At 65.0% G+C, this 16,360-nt stretch carries 16 protein-coding genes and 2 pseudogenes; 10 read left to right on the forward strand and 8 right to left on the reverse strand.

Going from position 1 to position 16,360, the window contains the following annotated elements; genetic code table 11:
• The 5 genes from fdrA to ACXDF8_RS19680 all read left to right on the forward strand — a co-directional run bounded on the left by fdrA (position 1) and on the right by ACXDF8_RS19680 (position 5,973).
• On the forward strand, positions 1-1,560 hold the full coding sequence (gene fdrA / locus ACXDF8_RS19660) for an acyl-CoA synthetase FdrA (RefSeq protein ID WP_457224956.1): 1,560 nt from the start codon (positions 1-3) through the stop codon (positions 1,558-1,560).
• Positions 1,557-2,966, forward strand: coding sequence for a YlbE family protein (locus ACXDF8_RS19665; protein ID WP_457224957.1), 1,410 nt, complete (start codon positions 1,557-1,559; stop codon positions 2,964-2,966). The genes fdrA and ACXDF8_RS19665 overlap by 4 nt, the downstream gene beginning before the upstream one ends.
• 2 nt (positions 2,967-2,968) lie before the next feature.
• Complete coding sequence (locus tag ACXDF8_RS19670; protein ID WP_457224958.1) at positions 2,969-4,333, forward strand: carbamate kinase; 1,365 nt, start codon at positions 2,969-2,971, stop codon at positions 4,331-4,333.
• 75 nt (positions 4,334-4,408) lie between these two features.
• Positions 4,409-5,494, forward strand: a complete 1,086-nt coding sequence (locus ACXDF8_RS19675) for a GGDEF domain-containing protein (protein WP_457224959.1) — start codon at positions 4,409-4,411, stop codon at positions 5,492-5,494.
• A gap of 8 nt (positions 5,495-5,502) precedes the next feature.
• Positions 5,503-5,973, forward strand: a complete 471-nt coding sequence (locus ACXDF8_RS19680) for a GNAT family N-acetyltransferase (protein WP_457224960.1) — start codon at positions 5,503-5,505, stop codon at positions 5,971-5,973.
• A 137-nt stretch (positions 5,974-6,110) separates the two neighbouring features.
• On the opposite strand, the gene ACXDF8_RS19685 is transcribed toward ACXDF8_RS19680, so the two are convergent.
• Positions 6,111-6,449 (reverse strand): HAD hydrolase family protein, encoded by a 339-nt coding sequence (locus tag ACXDF8_RS19685; protein ID WP_457224961.1) that lies wholly within the window; start codon positions 6,447-6,449, stop codon positions 6,111-6,113.
• 71 nt (positions 6,450-6,520) lie between these two features.
• On the opposite strand from ACXDF8_RS19685, the gene ACXDF8_RS19690 reads away from it, so the two are divergent.
• Positions 6,521-7,495, forward strand: coding sequence for a prenyltransferase/squalene oxidase repeat-containing protein (locus ACXDF8_RS19690; RefSeq protein WP_457224962.1), 975 nt, complete (start codon positions 6,521-6,523; stop codon positions 7,493-7,495).
• A 441-nt stretch (positions 7,496-7,936) separates the two neighbouring features.
• A pseudogene (locus tag ACXDF8_RS19695) lies at positions 7,937-8,719 on the forward strand (dienelactone hydrolase family protein); the annotation flags it as partial.
• A gap of 138 nt (positions 8,720-8,857) precedes the next feature.
• Here the strand turns inward: ACXDF8_RS19695 and ACXDF8_RS19700 are convergent.
• A complete protein-coding gene (locus ACXDF8_RS19700; RefSeq protein WP_457224963.1) occupies positions 8,858-9,283 on the reverse strand; it encodes a hypothetical protein in 426 nt (141 codons plus the stop codon).
• A gap of 104 nt (positions 9,284-9,387) precedes the next feature.
• The gene (locus ACXDF8_RS19705) at positions 9,388-9,663 is read right to left on the reverse strand and encodes an SHOCT domain-containing protein (RefSeq protein WP_457224978.1); all 276 of its coding nucleotides are present in this window, start codon (positions 9,661-9,663) and stop codon (positions 9,388-9,390) included.
• A 283-nt stretch (positions 9,664-9,946) separates the two neighbouring features.
• Here ACXDF8_RS19705 and ACXDF8_RS19710 point away from each other — a divergent pair.
• Positions 9,947-10,795: pseudogene (locus ACXDF8_RS19710) on the forward strand (transposase); the annotation flags it as partial.
• Between the two features lie 268 nt (positions 10,796-11,063).
• On the opposite strand, the gene ACXDF8_RS19715 reads toward ACXDF8_RS19710, so the two are convergent.
• The 4 genes from ACXDF8_RS19715 to ACXDF8_RS19730 form a co-directional block, all read right to left on the reverse strand.
• Positions 11,064-11,342 (reverse strand): type II toxin-antitoxin system RelE family toxin, encoded by a 279-nt coding sequence (locus ACXDF8_RS19715; RefSeq protein WP_457224964.1) that lies wholly within the window; start codon positions 11,340-11,342, stop codon positions 11,064-11,066.
• Positions 11,339-11,623, reverse strand: coding sequence for a type II toxin-antitoxin system Phd/YefM family antitoxin (locus ACXDF8_RS19720; protein WP_457224965.1), 285 nt, complete (start codon positions 11,621-11,623; stop codon positions 11,339-11,341). The genes ACXDF8_RS19715 and ACXDF8_RS19720 overlap by 4 nt, the downstream gene beginning before the upstream one ends.
• 171 nt (positions 11,624-11,794) lie before the next feature.
• Positions 11,795-12,934, reverse strand: a complete 1,140-nt coding sequence (gene nicT / locus ACXDF8_RS19725; protein WP_457224966.1) for a Nickel transporter NicT — start codon at positions 12,932-12,934, stop codon at positions 11,795-11,797.
• A gap of 70 nt (positions 12,935-13,004) precedes the next feature.
• On the reverse strand, positions 13,005-13,322 hold the full coding sequence (locus tag ACXDF8_RS19730; RefSeq protein ID WP_457224979.1) for a metalloregulator ArsR/SmtB family transcription factor: 318 nt from the start codon (positions 13,320-13,322) through the stop codon (positions 13,005-13,007).
• A 294-nt stretch (positions 13,323-13,616) separates the two neighbouring features.
• Here ACXDF8_RS19730 and ACXDF8_RS19735 point away from each other — a divergent pair, with 294 nt between their 5' ends.
• Both ACXDF8_RS19735 and ACXDF8_RS19740 read left to right on the forward strand, forming a co-directional pair.
• The gene (locus ACXDF8_RS19735; RefSeq protein ID WP_457224967.1) at positions 13,617-14,237 is read left to right on the forward strand and encodes a superoxide dismutase; all 621 of its coding nucleotides are present in this window, start codon (positions 13,617-13,619) and stop codon (positions 14,235-14,237) included.
• 19 nt (positions 14,238-14,256) lie between these two features.
• Positions 14,257-14,523, forward strand: a complete 267-nt coding sequence (locus tag ACXDF8_RS19740) for a hypothetical protein (protein WP_457224968.1) — start codon at positions 14,257-14,259, stop codon at positions 14,521-14,523.
• Between the two features lie 588 nt (positions 14,524-15,111).
• Here the strand turns inward: ACXDF8_RS19740 and ACXDF8_RS19745 are convergent.
• Positions 15,112-16,292 (reverse strand): IS3 family transposase gene (locus tag ACXDF8_RS19745; protein WP_457224969.1). Its coding sequence is split into 2 segments (ribosomal slippage): positions 15,112-16,005 and positions 16,008-16,292, totalling 1,179 coding nucleotides; the frame shifts between segments, so codons are not numbered across the junction.
• Between the last annotated feature and the right edge of the window lie 68 nt (positions 16,293-16,360).

The following is a 16,360-nucleotide window of genomic DNA, read 5'->3' on the forward strand; positions in this document are numbered from 1 at the left end:
ATGGGCATCGGATCACGGTCCTATCCCAACCTCTACAAGGACTCGGTGTCCTTGATGACGGTGTCGGCGCAGGTGACGGCGGTACCGGGGATCGACGCCGCCTCGGTGGTGATGGCATCGGCCACCAATGTCGACAACCTGGCCCAGGCGGGGCTCGGCAGCTTCGCGGTCCGGCCCAACGATCTGATCGTCGCGGTGTCGGGCAGCGACGAGGCGTGCGTCGAGGCCCTTGCGCTGGCGGACAAGCTGCTCTCGGCATCGCCAGCCGACAGCGGTGAGCCGGCCGGTGTCGCCGCACCGATCACCAGCTTGCAGATGGCAGTGGCCCAGAACCCGGCGCTCAACCTCGCCTTGATCTCGGTGCCCGGCGACTATGCCGCCGCCGAGGCGATGAAGGCGTTGCAGTTGGGCCTGGATGTCATGGTGTTCAGCGACAACGTCAGCGTCGACGCGGAATTGGCGCTCAAGCAGTACGCCCGCGAGGTCGACCTGATGGTGATGGGCCCGGACTGTGGCACGTCGATCGTCAACGGCGTTCCGCTGGGCTTCGCCAACGTGGTGCGGCGTGGGCCGATTGGGGTGGTCGGCGCGTCGGGCACCGGCACCCAGGAAGTGACGGTGCGGATCCACCAGAACGGGTCCGGGGTGTCGCAGGCGCTGGGCACCGGCGGCCACGATCTCGCCGACGCCATCGGCGGCATTTCGATGTTGCACGGGCTGGCCGCGCTCGACGCCGATCCCGCGACCTCGGTGATCGTGCTGGTGTCCAAGCCGCCGTCACCCGATGTGGCGGCCACGGTGCTGTCCGCTGCCGAAGCCAGCGACAAGCCCGTCGTCGTCATCTTCCTCGGCGCCGACCCGGCCGCTGTCACCCGCGAGGGTGTGTACGGCGCAACCTACCTCGCCCAGGCCGCCGACATGGCCGTCGCACTCGCCGGCGGTGAGCACCCCTGCGCCAGTGCCATCACCATCACCGACGAAACCCGCTCTGCCCTGGATGATCTCGCGGGCGCCATGGCGACGACCCAGCGCTACGTGCGGGGCATCTTCTCGGGCGGCACATTCTGCTACGAAGCCCAGCTGGTGCACCGCGCCGCCGGTATATCCGCGTATTCCAATACCCCGGTGGCCGGCAACACCGCACTGAGCGACATCCGCACCAGCGTGGACAACACCATCGTCGACATGGGTGACGACGACTTCACCCAGGGTCGACCGCACCCCATGATCGACCCGTCGCAGAAGAACGCGCGGATCCGCGCCGAGGTGGCCGATCCGGCGACGGCCGTCGTGCTGTTCGACGTGGTACTGGGCTACGGCTCCGCCGACGATCCGACCGCCGAACTGATTTCGGTGATCGGCGAATCGTCGGCTGCGGCACGCGCCGAAGGCAGGTTGGTGGCGTTCATCGGCTACGTCTGCGGCACCGACCTCGATCCGCAGGATCGCGCCGTGGCGGTTGCGGGGTTGCAGGCGGCCGGCGTGCTGGTCGCCTCGAGCAATGCCGAGGCAGCCGTGTGGTCGGCGAGCTTGGTCGCCGCACGTGGAGGGGTGCAGTGAAAAAGCTGTTCGCACAGGACCTCAACGTCGTCAACGTCGGCTTGCAGGGGTTCGCCACCAACATCACCGCCGCTGGTGGTCAGGTCACCAATCTCACCTGGGCACCGCCGGCGGGCGCCGATCCTGCACTGGGCTGGACGCTGGCCAAACTGGTCGGCGATCCGCGCATCGGGGCGGCCAATCAGATTGCCTACGAACGCTACCTCGCCGCGCAGCCCCGGCTGGTCGACCTCGTCCTGGCGTCGGAGGCGATCGCCGGACTAGGCCCGGGGGAGCGGCGCATCCTGCATGCCGGGCCGCCCATCGCGTGGCCCGACATGTGCGGCCCGCAGCGCGGTGCCATCGCCGGGGCGATCCTCTACGAAGGCTGGGCCGAGAACCTCGACGCCGCCGAGAAAATCGCCGGAAGTGGGGCGGTCGCGCTGGAGCCGTGTCACGAACACGGCGCCGTCGGACCGATGGCCGGCATCATCAGCCCGTCGATGCCGGTGTGGGTGGTGGAGAACACCGCCGCCGGAAATCGCGCGTTCTGCAATCTCAACGAAGGCCTGGGTAAGGTGCTGCGTTTCGGTGCCAACTCACCGGAGGTGCTCGAGCGGCTGCGTTGGCTGGGTAGCGACTTCTTCGCCACCATGCAGGCCGCGGTGCGCAACCTGGGCGACGCCGACCTCAAACCGCTGATGGCACAAGCCCTGCACATGGGTGACGAGCTGCACAACCGTAATGCCGCCGCCTCGGGGCTGCTGTTCAAACGGCTCACACTGGCGCTGCTGGACTCCGGCGTGGCGTCCGACGCGGTGCGTCGTGCGCTGGCGTTCGTCGCCGGCAACGACCACTTCTTCCTCAACGTGTCGATGGCCGCCTGCAAGTCGATGACCGACGCCGCCGCCGGCGTCCCAGGCAGCAGCATGGTGACCGTGATGGCCCGCAACGGGGTGAACTTCGGCATCAAGCTCAGCGGCACCGGCGACCAGTGGTTCCAGGCGCCCGCCAATCCCGTTGACGGCCTGTACTTCCCGGGCTACACCGTCGACGACGCGGCCGCCGACCTCGGTGATTCGGCGATCACCGAGACCAACGGATTGGGCGGCTTCGCCATGGCCGCCTCACCGGCGATCGTGCAGTTTGTCGGCGGCACCCCGGCCGACGCAACGGCCAACAGCCGCCGGATGCTGTCGATCACGCTGGGCAGTAATCCAGCATTCACGTTGCCGCCGTTAAACTTCGGCGGCACCCCGGCGGGGATCGACGCGCGGTTGGTGGTTGACTCCGGGGTGTTGCCGATCATCAACACCGGTATCGCCCATCGCCAGGCGGGTGTCGGACAGATCGGCGCCGGTATCACCACCGCGCCGATGGAGTGTTTCAACGAGGCGCTGGCCGCACTGGCAGCGGGACTGGAGTGAGCGTGGGAACCGCAATCGTCGCCTTCGGGGGTAACGCCCTGGTGACCGACGCCGACCACGACTCCATCCCGCAGCAGTACGACACCGTCTGCGCGACCGTCGCGCCGCTGATCGACATGGTGGAGCAGGGCTGGAAACTGGTTGTCTCCCATGGCAACGGGCCGCAGGTCGGGTTCATCCTGCGGCGCTCCGAACTCGCCAAGGACGAGGTGGACCCGGTGCCGGTGGACTACGCCGTAGCCGACACCCAGGGCGCGATCGGCTACATGTTCGTCAAGGCGCTGCGCAACGAACTCGCCCGGCGTGGCCTGTCTCGGCCGGTGGTGGCGGTGGTGACGCATTCAGTGGTCAGCCTCGACGACCCTGCGTTCGCCAACCCCACCAAGCCCGTCGGCTCCTTCCTCGATGAGATGAAGGCCAAGGAGATGGCGGCGGCATTGGGCTGGACCATCGCCGAGGATTCCGGTCGCGGATGGCGGCGCACCGTGGCCTCACCGCGGCCGACGAGCATTCTGGAGACCGAGGTGATCCGCGGGCTGCTCGACGACGGCGCCGTCGTCGTCGCAGTGGGCGGCGGGGGTATCCCGGTGACGCTCGGGCCCGACGGCGCGGTGACCGGGGTGGAAGCCGTGGTGGACAAGGACATCGCCTCAGGCCTGCTGGCCCACGAGCTGAACGCCGACCTGCTGATGATCCCGACCGGGGTGTCGCGGGTGGCCATCGGCTTCGGCACGCCCGAGGAGACGTGGCTGGAGAGCATCACCGTCGAGCAGGCGCGCGAGTACATCGCGTCGGGCCAGTTCGGCAAGGGGTCGATGGAGCCAAAGGTCGAGGCCGTCACGGACTTCGTGGCCACCACACCGGGTGCGGTTGGCGTCATCGGCGCGGCCGAGGAGATCCCGGCCATCCTCGCCGGGACATCGGGCACCCGGATCATCGGCGCCGACGCTGCGTCTGCGGATCCCGGACCAGAGAGTGGCGCAGTGCTTTTGGCAGTCAACGGAACGCTGATGCGCGGCCTGAAGTTGTCGCCGAACATGGCCGCGGTAGGGGCGACGTTCCTGCGGGAGGCAGTCACCGAACCGGTGTATCGGCTCTGGACGATCAACGACGAGCACCCGGCGATGGTGCGGGTGACCGACGGTTCCGGTGTGGGAGTGGCCGTCGAGGTGTGGTCGGTTCCCGCGGCTGGGCTGGCCGGCATCCTGCTCAACGAGCCGCCCGGACTGTCGATCGGCAAGGTCCGCCTCGACGACGGATCGACCGTGCTCGGAGTGCTCGGCGAACCCGCGCTGGTCGAAGGCCAGCGTGAGATCACCGGATACGAGGGGTGGCGGGCGTACACGGCCGCCGAAGGCGTTTCTTGACGAATCACCTATCGTGACCTGATTGACTACTACGATCCGTCGGGCACATCTCGATCACGATCCAGGGGCTGACGCATGGGTGAGCGCGAGTTCGCCATCTCCTCGTCGGTGCTGCGCGCGACCGGCTATCTGGGTGCGATCAAGAACCTGATCGGCGTCGCCTGCATCGGTCTGGGACTGCTTAGCGCCGTCGAGCAGTTCCCCGGGGTACAGCCATTGGGGCCGCACGGGTTTGCGGCCAGGGCAGTCCATCTGGTGCTCCTGGTCTCCGCCGTGGCGATCGGAGTGGCGTGGCTGGCGAGACCGTGGCCGGGTTATCGGTGGGCGATCGGATTCGTGGTGTGGGGCGATATCGCGCTGGCCGCCTCCGCGGCCGTGCTCGCGGTGCCGTCCGCTCGGCTGTGTGGCGCCGTCTACATGTGTTTGATCGGGGTGTTCGCTGCGATCCTGCTGGGTTACCGGGCGCTCTATTTGCACTGCGCGTTCGCGACCGCGACGGTTGCGGTGTTCACCTGGACAGGTGTGCGCTATGACGGGGTCGGACTGGCCGAGCTCTCGCTCTACCTGATGCCAGCCATGGCGACCGTCGTCATCATGCCGGCGGTCGCGGCGATGGCCATCGAGAGCACCCGCAAAGGATTGAGCGCCACGGCCGATGCTGCCAACCGTGATCCACTCACCGGGCTGCTCAACCGGCGGGGTCTGGACGCCGAGACGGACCTCAAACTGGCCCGGTGTCCAGAGGGCGCGATGCTCGGCGTAGTCGTCATCGACCTCGACGGGTTCAAGCAGCTCAACGACGACCACGGGCACGGCGCCGGTGATGCCACGCTGCGCGCGGTGGCCGGGCAGCTCTTGGATACGGTGCGCGGCGACGACAACGTCGCACGGGTAGGTGGTGACGAATTCGTCGTCATCGCAGTGCTTTCCACCGATGCCGAGCTCGATGCGTTCATCGGCCGAATCCGCCGCTTGAATCTGCGTGACGCGCGGGGACTGCCGTTGGGATCCAGCGTCGGCGTGACGTGGGAGGAGGTCGTTGCGGTCGGCGCCGACCTGACCGCACTGCTGCACCGCGCTGACGAGGCGATGTACCGAGCCAAGCGGGTCGGCGGCGGAACGGCGGTCGTGGTCGAGCCGCCAGCTTTCGGTGGTAGATAGTCGGTGGTGTGACCGTGTTTTTGCCGGAGGGACTGGAGTTTCGGTCAGCGGCGTCCGCCGATGCCCGGGCGATCGCGTCGCTGACCGATCGGGCGTATGCGCGGTGGGTTGCGGTGATCGGCAGGAAGCCGCTGCCGATGCAGGTCGACTACGCCGCCGCCGTCGGTGCGCACCGGTTTGACGGAGTGTGGGACAGCGACGAGTTGGTCGGCGTGGTGGAGACGACGCCCGAAGACGACTCGCTGCTGATCGTCAACGTCGCCGTCGATCCGGGATGGCAGGGACGCGGGGTCGGCCGATGGCTCCTTGCGTATGCCGAGCAGCTGGCCGTGGCGGCCGGCTTTCGCCGAATTCGGCTGTACACCAATGTGTTGTTCGAGGTGAACATCGCGCTGTATGCGTCGGTCGGCTACGCCGAGGAGCGCCGGGAGGCGATGAACGGCGGGACCGTCGTGCACATGGTCAAAGAGCTGGCGTAGCGGTCAGCGGAACCACTGAGAAAGAGCGACCGCCAGCCCGTCGGCTCTGGCGGGGCAGACCTGATCTGCAGCTGCGAGGGTCTCGGTCGTTGCGATGCCCAGCCGGACCCGCAGCCGCTCCAGCATTGCGGCCTCATTTACCCCTTAGCTGTCAGATCAGCCACCGCTTCGTCGGGTTCGACGACGCCGCCGGTCGCGGCATCGATCAGCACCGCACCGTTTGAACAGACCGCGAAGCCGGCAGCGATACCGAGCTCACGTAGGAACGGCATGGTCGCGGGGGAGAGTCTGCCGGTGCATAAGACCACGTGCGCGCCGGATCGGACGACAGCGCTCACCGCTGCCCGCACGGCGGGGGTGATCGACTTGTGTGCCTGGGCGTTGGTCTCCGCGGCGGTGTGCACGGTGCCGTCGACATCGAGTGCCACCATCGCGGGGTGACCCTTCGGGAAGGTCGCCACGTCGTCGCGGGCCATCGTCTGATGATGTACCACTTCTTCAGCTTTGACCGCTGTCCTGGACGCGCGGCGTTCACTAGCGTGGGCTCATGGTGACGGCGCAGCTACACGACTGGCTCGTGGACTCCGACCCGGCGCTGCGCTGGCAGGTCGAGCGGGACGTGGCGGGCGCGGCGCCGCCGATCTGGCAGGCGACGCGGGTGCGGATCGCCACCGAAGGGTTCGGTTCCCGGCTGTTGGCAGTGCAAGACGCTGACGGTCAGTGGGCCGGCGGCTCGTTCTTTCCGGCGGACTTCGACTTCGACAGCACCGAGGCGGATGACGGTGGCATGCCGTGGACGGCGACCACATGGACGTTGAACACGTTGCGCGAGTGGGGACTTGACGCGCAAGTCTTGCGGGCACGCCGGACCGCCGAATTGCTCGACGAGCACAGCCGGTGGGACTATGACGGCTCGCCCTACTGGTCGGGTGAAGTCGATTGCTGCATCAATGCCTGGACCGTGGCCAACGGGGCATGGCTCGGAGCGGACGTGGCCGGCATCGTCGACTGGTTCCTCGAGCACCAGCTTGCTGACGGCGGATGGAACTGTGAGTGGGTCGAGGGCTCCAGCCGGTCGTCGTTTCATTCCACGTTGAACTCCCTCAAGGGCCTGCTGGCCCACGAGGTGGCCACTGGCGGCACCGAGCAGAGCCGAATCGCGCGCCGCCGCGGCGAGGAATACCTGCTCGAACGCCACCTCGTGCACCGTCTGTCGACCGGTGAACCGGTGGGGGATTGGCTGCACGACTTCGCCTATCCCATTCGATGGTCCTACAACGCGCTCAATGCCTGCGAGTACTTCCGCCGGGCCGCGCTGCACGACAAGACGCCACCCGACCCGCGGATGGCCCCGGCGATCGACATCGTCCGTTGTGCCCGGCGGCCCGATGGAACGTGGCTGCAGACCGGTCGGCAGCCCGGGCGGGTGTGGTTCGAAGTCGATGTCCCCGCCGGCGAGCCGTCGAAGTGGCTCACCCTCTACGGGGTACGGGTGCTCGATTGGTGGGACGCGCCGCGATAGCACGTCGCGGTTGTTGGGTGGCAGCAGGCAGTTGGGGGTCAGGTTCCCTCATGCCGCCACCGCATCCGTCCTGCTTGCCGCCGGCGCAGTCATGGTGGGTGACGCGCCAGCAGCACGGGCCGCAGTGGTCGGCCTGTGCGCAGGTCTCTACCTGCTGCTGCGCCACACGAAACGACCGGCAACGCTGCTGGCGAGCCGATCGGCACCCCTTGCCGCCGGGTGCTTCACCCTGGTTGCGGTATCGGTCGCCTCGCTGCCGATCGTCGTGCCCTGGCTGCCATTAGTCGTTGCGCCGACTGTCCTTCTGGCCTACCTTGTGGCCGTTCGGCCGTTCGGCCGTTCGGCCGTTCGGCCGTTCTGGGACCGAACTGTTCGCTGAACGCGGGACATGTGAGCTCCGAACGGTAATCTCCGGCCGCAACGAGGGACCTAAGTCTCTAAACCCGCACCTCAGACCGGACCACACTTACTCGAATGAACGCCTGGCATGATCCAATCCGCGCCGGTCAACATCTCGATCCTGCGGGCGCGGAAGTGGGAGCCGCCACCGCGTCACTGCGGGACGAGGAGGTGGAGGTGGTGGCCGGATCGGCCACCGTGACCGGTCACCTGACAGTCCCGCAGCATGCGGGGGGCATCGTGGTCTTCGCCCACGGCAGTGGCAGTAGCAGGTTCAGTGCGCGCAACATCTACGTCGCGGACGTTTTGAATCGTTCCGGAATCGCCACGCTGCTATTCGACCTTCTTACCCCCGCTGAGGAACGCAATCGCGCAAATGTCTTCGACATCGATCTTTTGGCAAGCCGGCTGATCGCCGTCACCGACTGGCTGGCCACCCAATCCGACACCGCGTCACTACCGGTCGGCTACTTTGGGGCGAGCACGGGAGCAGGTGCGGCCCTAGCCGCGGCAGCGAAGTCCGCCGTCCACATCGATGCGGTGGTCTCCCGCGGTGGCCGGCCTGACTTGGCCGGCGAGTCCCTGAAGCGAGTCGAGTCGCCGACGCTGCTGATCGTCGGTGGGCTCGATGATGTTGTGCTGGAACTGAATAGACAGGCGAAGTATCAGATACCCGGCACGTGCGAACTTGTCGTCGTACCCGGCGCCACTCATTTATTCGAGGAACCGGGGACCTTGGAAAAAGTTGCGGAATTGGCCCGTGATTGGTTCAGCGGCCATTTCGGCGCGGTCCGCAGTAGGAATTCTCGCAGCGGGCGACTCTGAGTGTCACCGCCGCATATGAGCATGACGATGACGGTGCACCCTAGCTGGCGGCGACAGCCAAGGTGCGCGGGCGATCATATTCCTAGGTCATCGATCCCGGGGTATGTGCCAATGCACCCATCGCTGTATTCGCAACAGCTACGGACGCGGCGTAGTCGGAGGGGCAGTGGAGGGCGATTGTTGAGGTCCCATCATTCCGCCGGGACCCGGTTGGCCCGGTCCCATCATTCCGCCGGGACCCGGCCGCCCCGGTCCCATCATTCCGCCGGGACCCATGCCGCCGGGCCGCATCATCGGGCAGTCGTCCATCGATCCCTCCGGTCCCATCTCGCTGCCCTGGTAGCCGCGATGCCAACCGTGGTAGCCACCAGATGCCCTGCCGAAGACGAACCCGGAAAAGAAGATCACCGTGACGATGAACAGCACGCCGGCGATGATGCCGACCCACGCCAAGACCTGGTAGAGCCGACTGGGCTGATGGTCCCGGTAGCCGTATCGGGGGGATCGTGGCACCTCTGGCGTCACAAAGGTCGAGTCGGTCGAAGATTCGGGTGTTTCAGTCATGTTCGGTGCTTCCTCCGTAAATCAGACCGGTTGAGGGCTTCAACCAGGGCGTCGGTATTCCACGTCTAGCGCGTTCCCGCTGGTAACAGGGGATCGCTTTCACGTCAGCGGTGAAGGCGTAGGAGCGACAACCTTCGGCGGTATTCGTCTTCGTCGATCTCACCGCGAGCAAACCGTTCAGCAAGCAGCTGCTCCGGCCCTGGCCGCGCGTAACCGGGCGGCGGCTCCGTGGGTGCGGGATTGGACGCGCTCAGATACCGAATCGCCACAACGATGGCGGTGATCAAGGCCAACAAGGCCAGCACCATCACCAAACTCATCAAGGCCCAACCGCCCCAGCCCCAGCCGTGCCCCCACATCCAACCGTCGCCGTCCATCATCGGGCCGGCCCCCTCACCATCTCCGTAGCGTCCCAAGTCGTTCAAGCGTGCGCTTGACCGATGGCGCTTTCTAGGGCCGATAGTCCCCACCGCTTGACCGGAAGCGCGGCACGCGCAGCATGGCGCCGAGTCGCCTCGCCGCGAGGTGACCCGGCCGGGTTCACCCCACCCCGACTCGCGGTATTGAGCATCCTTGGCCAGATGAGTTCGTAGGCGGGAGTGTCGCAGTAACGGTGTAAGTGGCCTTGCGGCCCCTGGTGTGTCGGGGCGGAAAGGTCAGGAGATGACTGAGACTGTCGTGGCTGCGGAGCCATCGCAGAATGACCATGACGACCCCGCTTCGGGGGCGATTGATGTCCCGCGTACCCGTGAGGTTGACGAACTCGAAGTCGTCCGGGAGTTGGTCCGCCAGGCCCGTGAGGCCGCAGTCGCGCTGACGGGCCTGGTGGGTTGCTCAAGGCGATGACCAAGACGGCCATCGAGACAGCGTTGGACGAAGAACTGTCCGAGCACCTCGGTTATGACCGCCATGACCCGAGTGGGTATGGAAATGGAAACTCCCGCAACGGAACCCGTTCCAAGACCGGCTTGACCTGTTCCTGCGGCAGCATGGCTGTCGACGTGCCGCGCGACCAGGCGGGCACCTTCGAACCGCACATCGTCAAGAAGCGCCAACGCCGCCTCACCGACGTCGACGAAGTGATCCTGTCGCTCCACGCCCGCGGGCTCACCACCGGGGAGATCAGCGCCCATTTCGCCGATATCTACGGCGCGGCGGTGTCCAAGGACACCATCAGCCGAATCACCGACCGGGTCGTCGAGGAGACGACGGCCTGGCACACCCGCCCCCTTGGAGCGCGTGTACGCCGCGACGGCCAGGTCGGCCCCAGGCCGATCTATGCCACCATCGGGGTGGATCTGGCCGGGCACCGTGACGTGCTGGGCATGTGGGCCGCCGAGAGTCCGAACCTGCGTCATCCACCTGATCGGCGGCCCGTTCCGCTACGCCGGCCGCCAGCACCGCGATGTCATCGCCAAAGCCATCAAACCGATCTACACCACGGTCAACGCCGAAGCCGCCGCAGCAGCTTTGGACGCGTTCGACGCTGAAGGGGCAACCGGATATTCTGCGGACTGAACTGATCCAGCTAAGTTGCTAGGAGTGCTCGGTACTGGATTCTAGCTGGGAAAACTCTGCGCCCCCGGCAGGAATCGAACCTGCGACCTAGGGATTTGGAATCGGGGACTCCCAGCAGTTCTGGAATGTGCCTGTTTGTGCTGGTAGATCGTGGTTTTTGCTTCTGACTGATTCGGTGTCAGACTGGCTGAATCCGGCTGATTCTTGGTCATTACCGCCGAATAAGCGGTAACGCGATTCGACGCATTTTTGCTGCCGGTCGTCAGGGGTTCCGGTAGGCGTCTGCCCGGCTGAAAACACCCACGACGGTGACGCGCCGCTGCTCGTCGTCAATCCGGTAGATCACGCGATACGTTCCCCTGCGGGCACTGTGACGATCTTCGAGCGGTGGACGCAACCGCTTGCCGACTCGGTGTGGATTGTCCAGCAGCGGTCCAGTGATGAACTCGTGTGCTGCGAAGGCCACTGCCTCCGGCAGGGTTTCGGCCAGTTGTTTCCTGGCGGTCGGGGCGACGATCAACTCGTAGCGTTGGTCGGTCACTTCCCGGCTCGTCGGGCCTGCATCGCTGCGGCGAGATCGGCCTCAGTTTCGCCTTCGCCTCGGGCCAGTTCGGCATCGGCCTCGCTCAATGCCCGCAGCGCGGCAGAGTCGGACAGGACCGCAATGGTCTCTTCGAGCGACTCCAGATCGTCGATAGCGATAAGAACCGCCGCGGGACGCCCGTGGACCGTGACGGTGACCCGTTCGTGTTGCTCACCGACCCGCGCCACCAACTCCGACAGGTGGGCTTTCGTCTCGGCGAGTGAGCTGACTTCCGTCATGGTCATAAGTATGACCATAAAATCGCACTGTGTCGATTGCCATGCGTCGAACGCCTCGCATCATCAGATCGCGGAACCCCTAACTTCACTTAAGCACTTAACTGAAGTTAAGAGCGCTACATGACTTCACTTAGGTGGGGGCCGCTGGCCTGCGAGGGCGATCCGTCGCTGTTATCCGCTGAGGTTGGTGGAGCAGCGTTCTTCGATGCGGCCGAATCGCCAGATCGAGATGGCGAGAAGCCAGGAGATGACGAACAGGGCGACGATGATGTAGCCGACGTAGTCGAGGTTGATGTTGGCGATCGCGGCCAGCGGGCCGGACTCGATGTGCAGCCGGTCGGCGATGACGCCAACGAGTTCGATGGTGCCGATGATGAGCGCGACGGCCACCGACAGGCTGGTGATGGTCATGTTGTAGAAGATCTTGCGGACCGGTTTGGCGAAGGCCCAGCCATAGGCGTAGTTCATGAAGACACCGTCGGTCGTGTCCATCAGGCACATTCCCGCCGCGAAAAGGATCGGCAGCACGAGGATGGCGTAGAAGGGCAGGTTGAACGCTGCCGCACCGCCGGCCAAGACCAACAAACCGACTTCGGTCGCGGTGTCGAAGCCCAGGCCGAACAGCACGCCGATGGGGTAGATGTGCCACGGCTTGGTCACTGACTTCGTCAGGCCACCGAGAAAGCGGTTCATGAATCCGCGTGAGTCGAGCTGCTTTTCGAGTTCGGCCTCGTCGTAGCGGCCTTGCCGCAATTCCCGGAACACCTTGATGATGCCGAGCAGGGCGATCAGGTTGAGGATGCCGATGATCCAGAGGAACACCCCGGACACTGACGGGCCGATCATGCCGGTGATGGTGTGCAGCGGGGAGTTCTCGTCCTCGACCGGGCCGACGAGGGCCCGCACTCCGACGGATAGCAGGAATGCCAGAGTGAACACGATGGTGGAGTGGCCCAGGGAGAACCAGAACCCGACCGATAGAGGTTTGCGGTCGACGCGGTTCTGCAGGTTGTCGGCGATGAGTTTGCGGGTGGTGTTGTCGACGGCTGCGATGTGGTCGGCGTCGAATGCGTGCCGTAATCCGAAGGTGTAGGCCAGGATTCCGACGCCGATGGTGAACACGGGATGGTCTCCGCCGAGTTGATAGTGCTCGGGAACGACGAAGGCGAACAGCACCCCGAAGCCGATCAGGTGCAGGGCGATGATGAATCCGTACATGCCGAACAGTGACCGCTTGTCCGCGTGGGACAGGGAGCGGCGAAATTGTGCAAAGCCGCCGGTAGACGCGCTGCTGATCTTCGATGTGGTCACGGATGCCGAGCGTATTCGCCACCTGATTGTCTGTCTAGATGAAAAGATGAGCGGAAACGATGGGAAAGCTTCAGCTTCGGCGGGCGCCGATCCAATGCAGCAGGTCATGCACCGTGCCGTCGTCTAGCTGGTAATTCACTGTGCGTCCGACTCGGACGGAACGAACCCGCCCCCGGCGGCGCAAGACCCGTAATGCCTGCGACACCGTGTTCTCCGTACGGCCGACCGCAGCCGCCAGATCGCTGACACAGATATCTGGTGTGCGGTGCATTGCCAGCAGGATTTCTAACCTGTTGGGATCAGACAGCAGGTCGAAGCGCGCCGCCCATGTGGCGGTATCTACTTCGGTCACGGCCGACTCGCGCCCGATCGTTGCATGCTTTGCAATCTATCGAATGTTGACGCCAATCACGTGGACCTGCCGAGTGCGTCCGTAATCTTCGCGAATGGCTATGGACCGCAAAGAGTCTCGTGTGACCGGCCGCGGCGCACTGCCATCCCGTTGGGGGTGTGAGTGATGTGCTGCATCGACTTCGGCGCCCACGGCCGTTCACCGGTCCAACCTAACAGATGAACATCTGAACAGCTAGACTGATGTTGGCCAGCGGTGCTCTGCCTATCCGGCCGATCACCCGGGCCGGCAGCCCATCGGTGACGTCCATGAGGACGCAGGAAGGAATTCATGGCTGAGTACTCCTTGCCCGAGTTGGCTTACGACTACGGGGCGTTGGAACCCCACATCTCCGGGCAGATCAACGAGATTCACCACAGCAAGCACCACGCGACGTATGTCAAAGGGCTCAACGACGCAATCGCCAAACTTGAGGAAGCGCGCGCCAACGACGATCACGCCGCGATCTTCCTAAACGAGAAGAACCTCGCCTTCCACCTTGGCGGGCACGTCAATCACTCGATCTGGTGGAAGAACCTCTCCCCGAATGGCGGCGACAAACCCGAGGGTGACCTGGCGGCGGCGATCGACGATCAGTTCGGTTCGTTCGACAAGTTCCGCGCGCAGTTCACCGCGGCGGCCAACGGCCTGCAGGGCTCGGGATGGGCCGTCCTGGGCTGTGACACCCTCGGCGACAAGCTGCTGACCTTCCAGCTCTATGACCAGCAGGCCAACGTCCCGCTGGGCATCATTCCGCTGCTGCAGGTCGACATGTGGGAGCACGCCTACTACCTGCAGTACAAAAACGTCAAAGCTGACTACGTCAAAGCCTTTTGGAATGTGGTCAACTGGGCCGACGTCCAAGACCGCTTCGCAGTCGCCAACACGAAGACCCAAGGTCTGATCTTCTAGCCCCATCCCGGGTCCTTCGATGGCTGACGACGAGAAAACCAGGTGGGCAATCGACGTGATGACCGCGTGGACACAAGACGGCGATGCCGACTTCGTTCACGATCGCGTCGATTGCTACCTGGCCGAGCCCCAGGGCAGCCCCGGGTTGATCACCGGCCTCATCAATCTGTCGGGATTGCTGTTGATGGGCATGGAAGCCACCACCGGCAAGAGCCCACCGGAAATCCTGCAAGCGATTGCTTCGACAGTCTCGCGGACAGGACAACCACCCCCTCAGGGCGGATAGCTCAAGCCGAGCGCACCGGCTGCCTAGCGCGTCTCATTGGGTCGCGCTCGACCGGGTTGACGAGATGCTTCATCGGCGCACCGAATATCCAACGCGATCGTCGACCGCATCGGTACTTGATTGATCAGCGAGTGCCAGCGGAACCTCCACAACACGTCGGCGTCGAAGCCTGGGTCGACGATCTGCCCGGTTCGATCGCCTTTCCGCCGTTGAGTGGTGTGCACAGGGTATTCGTGATCGGGCTGGGCGTCTCGGTTGATGCGTGGGCGAAGCCGTACTGATGAGCCCGTTTTGCATCTGCCGAGAGGTCTCCCAGTGACGGAAGCGCAACCAGAACAAGGCGATACAGCACTAAGAAGCCCACGGCGGTGAAGGCGGGACTGCGTCCCGCAGCCCAGCCCGCCCAGCGTGCCGACGGTCTGCGCGCGACCAGCACGGCGAGGCCCAGCAGGATAAGCGAGCTCGCGACCTTTGGCGGGCACAGCACCCCGAGAGTCCCCGCGATGTCGCGGCACATTCGCAAATAGCTACTGCGCCGATAATCACACTTTTGTCTTCGGGCCTGCTGAAGGATTCTGTGACAGTTGGTTAGGCGGCCTGGTTGGCCGTCTGGGTCATGATGGCTTCGAATTCGATGGGGGTCAATCGGCCCAAGCGGGCTTGCCTTCGACGGCGGTGGTAGGTGCGTTCTATCCACGTGACGATCGCGATGCGGAGGTCATCGCGGGTGGGCCAGCGTTGGCGGTCGAGGACGTTGCGTTGCAGCAGAGAGAAGAAGCTTTCCATGGCGGCGTTGTCCCCGGCGGAGCCGACCTGTCCCATGGAGCCGAGCATCTGATGGCGCCGTAGCGACCGCTGGAGTTTTCGGGAACGAAATTGGCCGCCCCTGTCGGTGTGCAACGTGCAACCAGCGACTGTGCCGCCGCGGCGGGCTACGGCGGACTCGATCGCGTCAACGGCCAATTGTGAGGTCATCCGCTCAGCGATGGAGTATCCGACAATTCGGTTGGACCACACGTCCTTGACCGCACACATGTAGACCTTGCCCTCAGCGGTCGGGTGCTCGGTGATATCACTGAGCCACAACCGATTTGGTCCCAGCGCAGTGAACTTGCGACGCACCAGATCCTCGTGCGCCGGGGCGCCAGGTAAGCCCTTGCGGCCGCGACGTCTCTTGCCGAACGCACACCACCATTGGTTGATCGAGCAGATCTTCCACACCGTACGTTCACTGACGTTGTGGCCGGCGGCGCGGACCTGATCGAACAACAGCCGGTAACCGAACTCAGGATCCTCGCGGTGGGCGTCGAAGATCGCATTCGCCAAATGCGCCTCGTCGTACTCGGCGTCGGTGACTGGACACGACAGCCAGGCGTAATAGTGCTGGCGGTGAAGCTTCAAGACCCGACACGAGACCGCCACCGGCACCCGGATCGGGGCACCGGCTGCGGCCAGCTCCTTCACGAGCGGGTAGAGCCTTTTCCCGGTAGCGATCCTCGCGCCAGATAGGCCGCCGCCTTGCGCAAGACCTCGTTCTCTTGCTCTAGCAGGCGATTGCGCCGCTTGAGCTCTCGGTTCTCTCGCAGCACATCCGGGGCTGCGACCGACTTCGGGCCTTCATCGGCATCAGCCATACGAAGCCACGAATTCAGCGTGGTCTGGTGAATCCCGAAATCGCGAGCGACCTGCTCCACAGACACCCCAGGGCCACGCTCGCGCGCCACCCGCACCACGTCACGGCGGAACTCCTCGGGGTAGGGCTTAGGCACAACGACATCCTTCCAGCCTGACAGCTCGTCAAGCGATTTCAGATGTCACAGATCCGTTCATCAGCCCC

This window comes from Mycolicibacterium sp. CBM1 (assembly GCF_054073305.1).

Excerpts from the sequence above, each read along its gene's own strand:
- fdrA (WP_457224956.1), top strand. The coding sequence starts at position 1 with ATGGGCATCGGATCACGGTCCTATCCCAACCTCTACAAGGACTCGGTG.
- ACXDF8_RS19675 (WP_457224959.1), top strand. The coding sequence starts at position 4,409 with ATGGGTGAGCGCGAGTTCGCCATCTCCTCGTCGGTGCTGCGCGCGACC.
- ACXDF8_RS19685 (WP_457224961.1), bottom strand. The coding sequence starts at position 6,449 with ATGGCCCGCGACGACGTGGCGACCTTCCCGAAGGGTCACCCCGCGATG.
- ACXDF8_RS19690 (WP_457224962.1), top strand. The coding sequence starts at position 6,521 with ATGGTGACGGCGCAGCTACACGACTGGCTCGTGGACTCCGACCCGGCG.
- ACXDF8_RS19700 (WP_457224963.1), bottom strand. The coding sequence starts at position 9,283 with ATGACTGAAACACCCGAATCTTCGACCGACTCGACCTTTGTGACGCCA.
- ACXDF8_RS19705 (WP_457224978.1), bottom strand. The coding sequence starts at position 9,663 with ATGATGGACGGCGACGGTTGGATGTGGGGGCACGGCTGGGGCTGGGGC.
- ACXDF8_RS19720 (WP_457224965.1), bottom strand. The coding sequence starts at position 11,623 with ATGACGGAAGTCAGCTCACTCGCCGAGACGAAAGCCCACCTGTCGGAG.
- ACXDF8_RS19735 (WP_457224967.1), top strand. The coding sequence starts at position 13,617 with ATGGCTGAGTACTCCTTGCCCGAGTTGGCTTACGACTACGGGGCGTTG.
- ACXDF8_RS19740 (WP_457224968.1), top strand. The coding sequence starts at position 14,257 with ATGGCTGACGACGAGAAAACCAGGTGGGCAATCGACGTGATGACCGCG.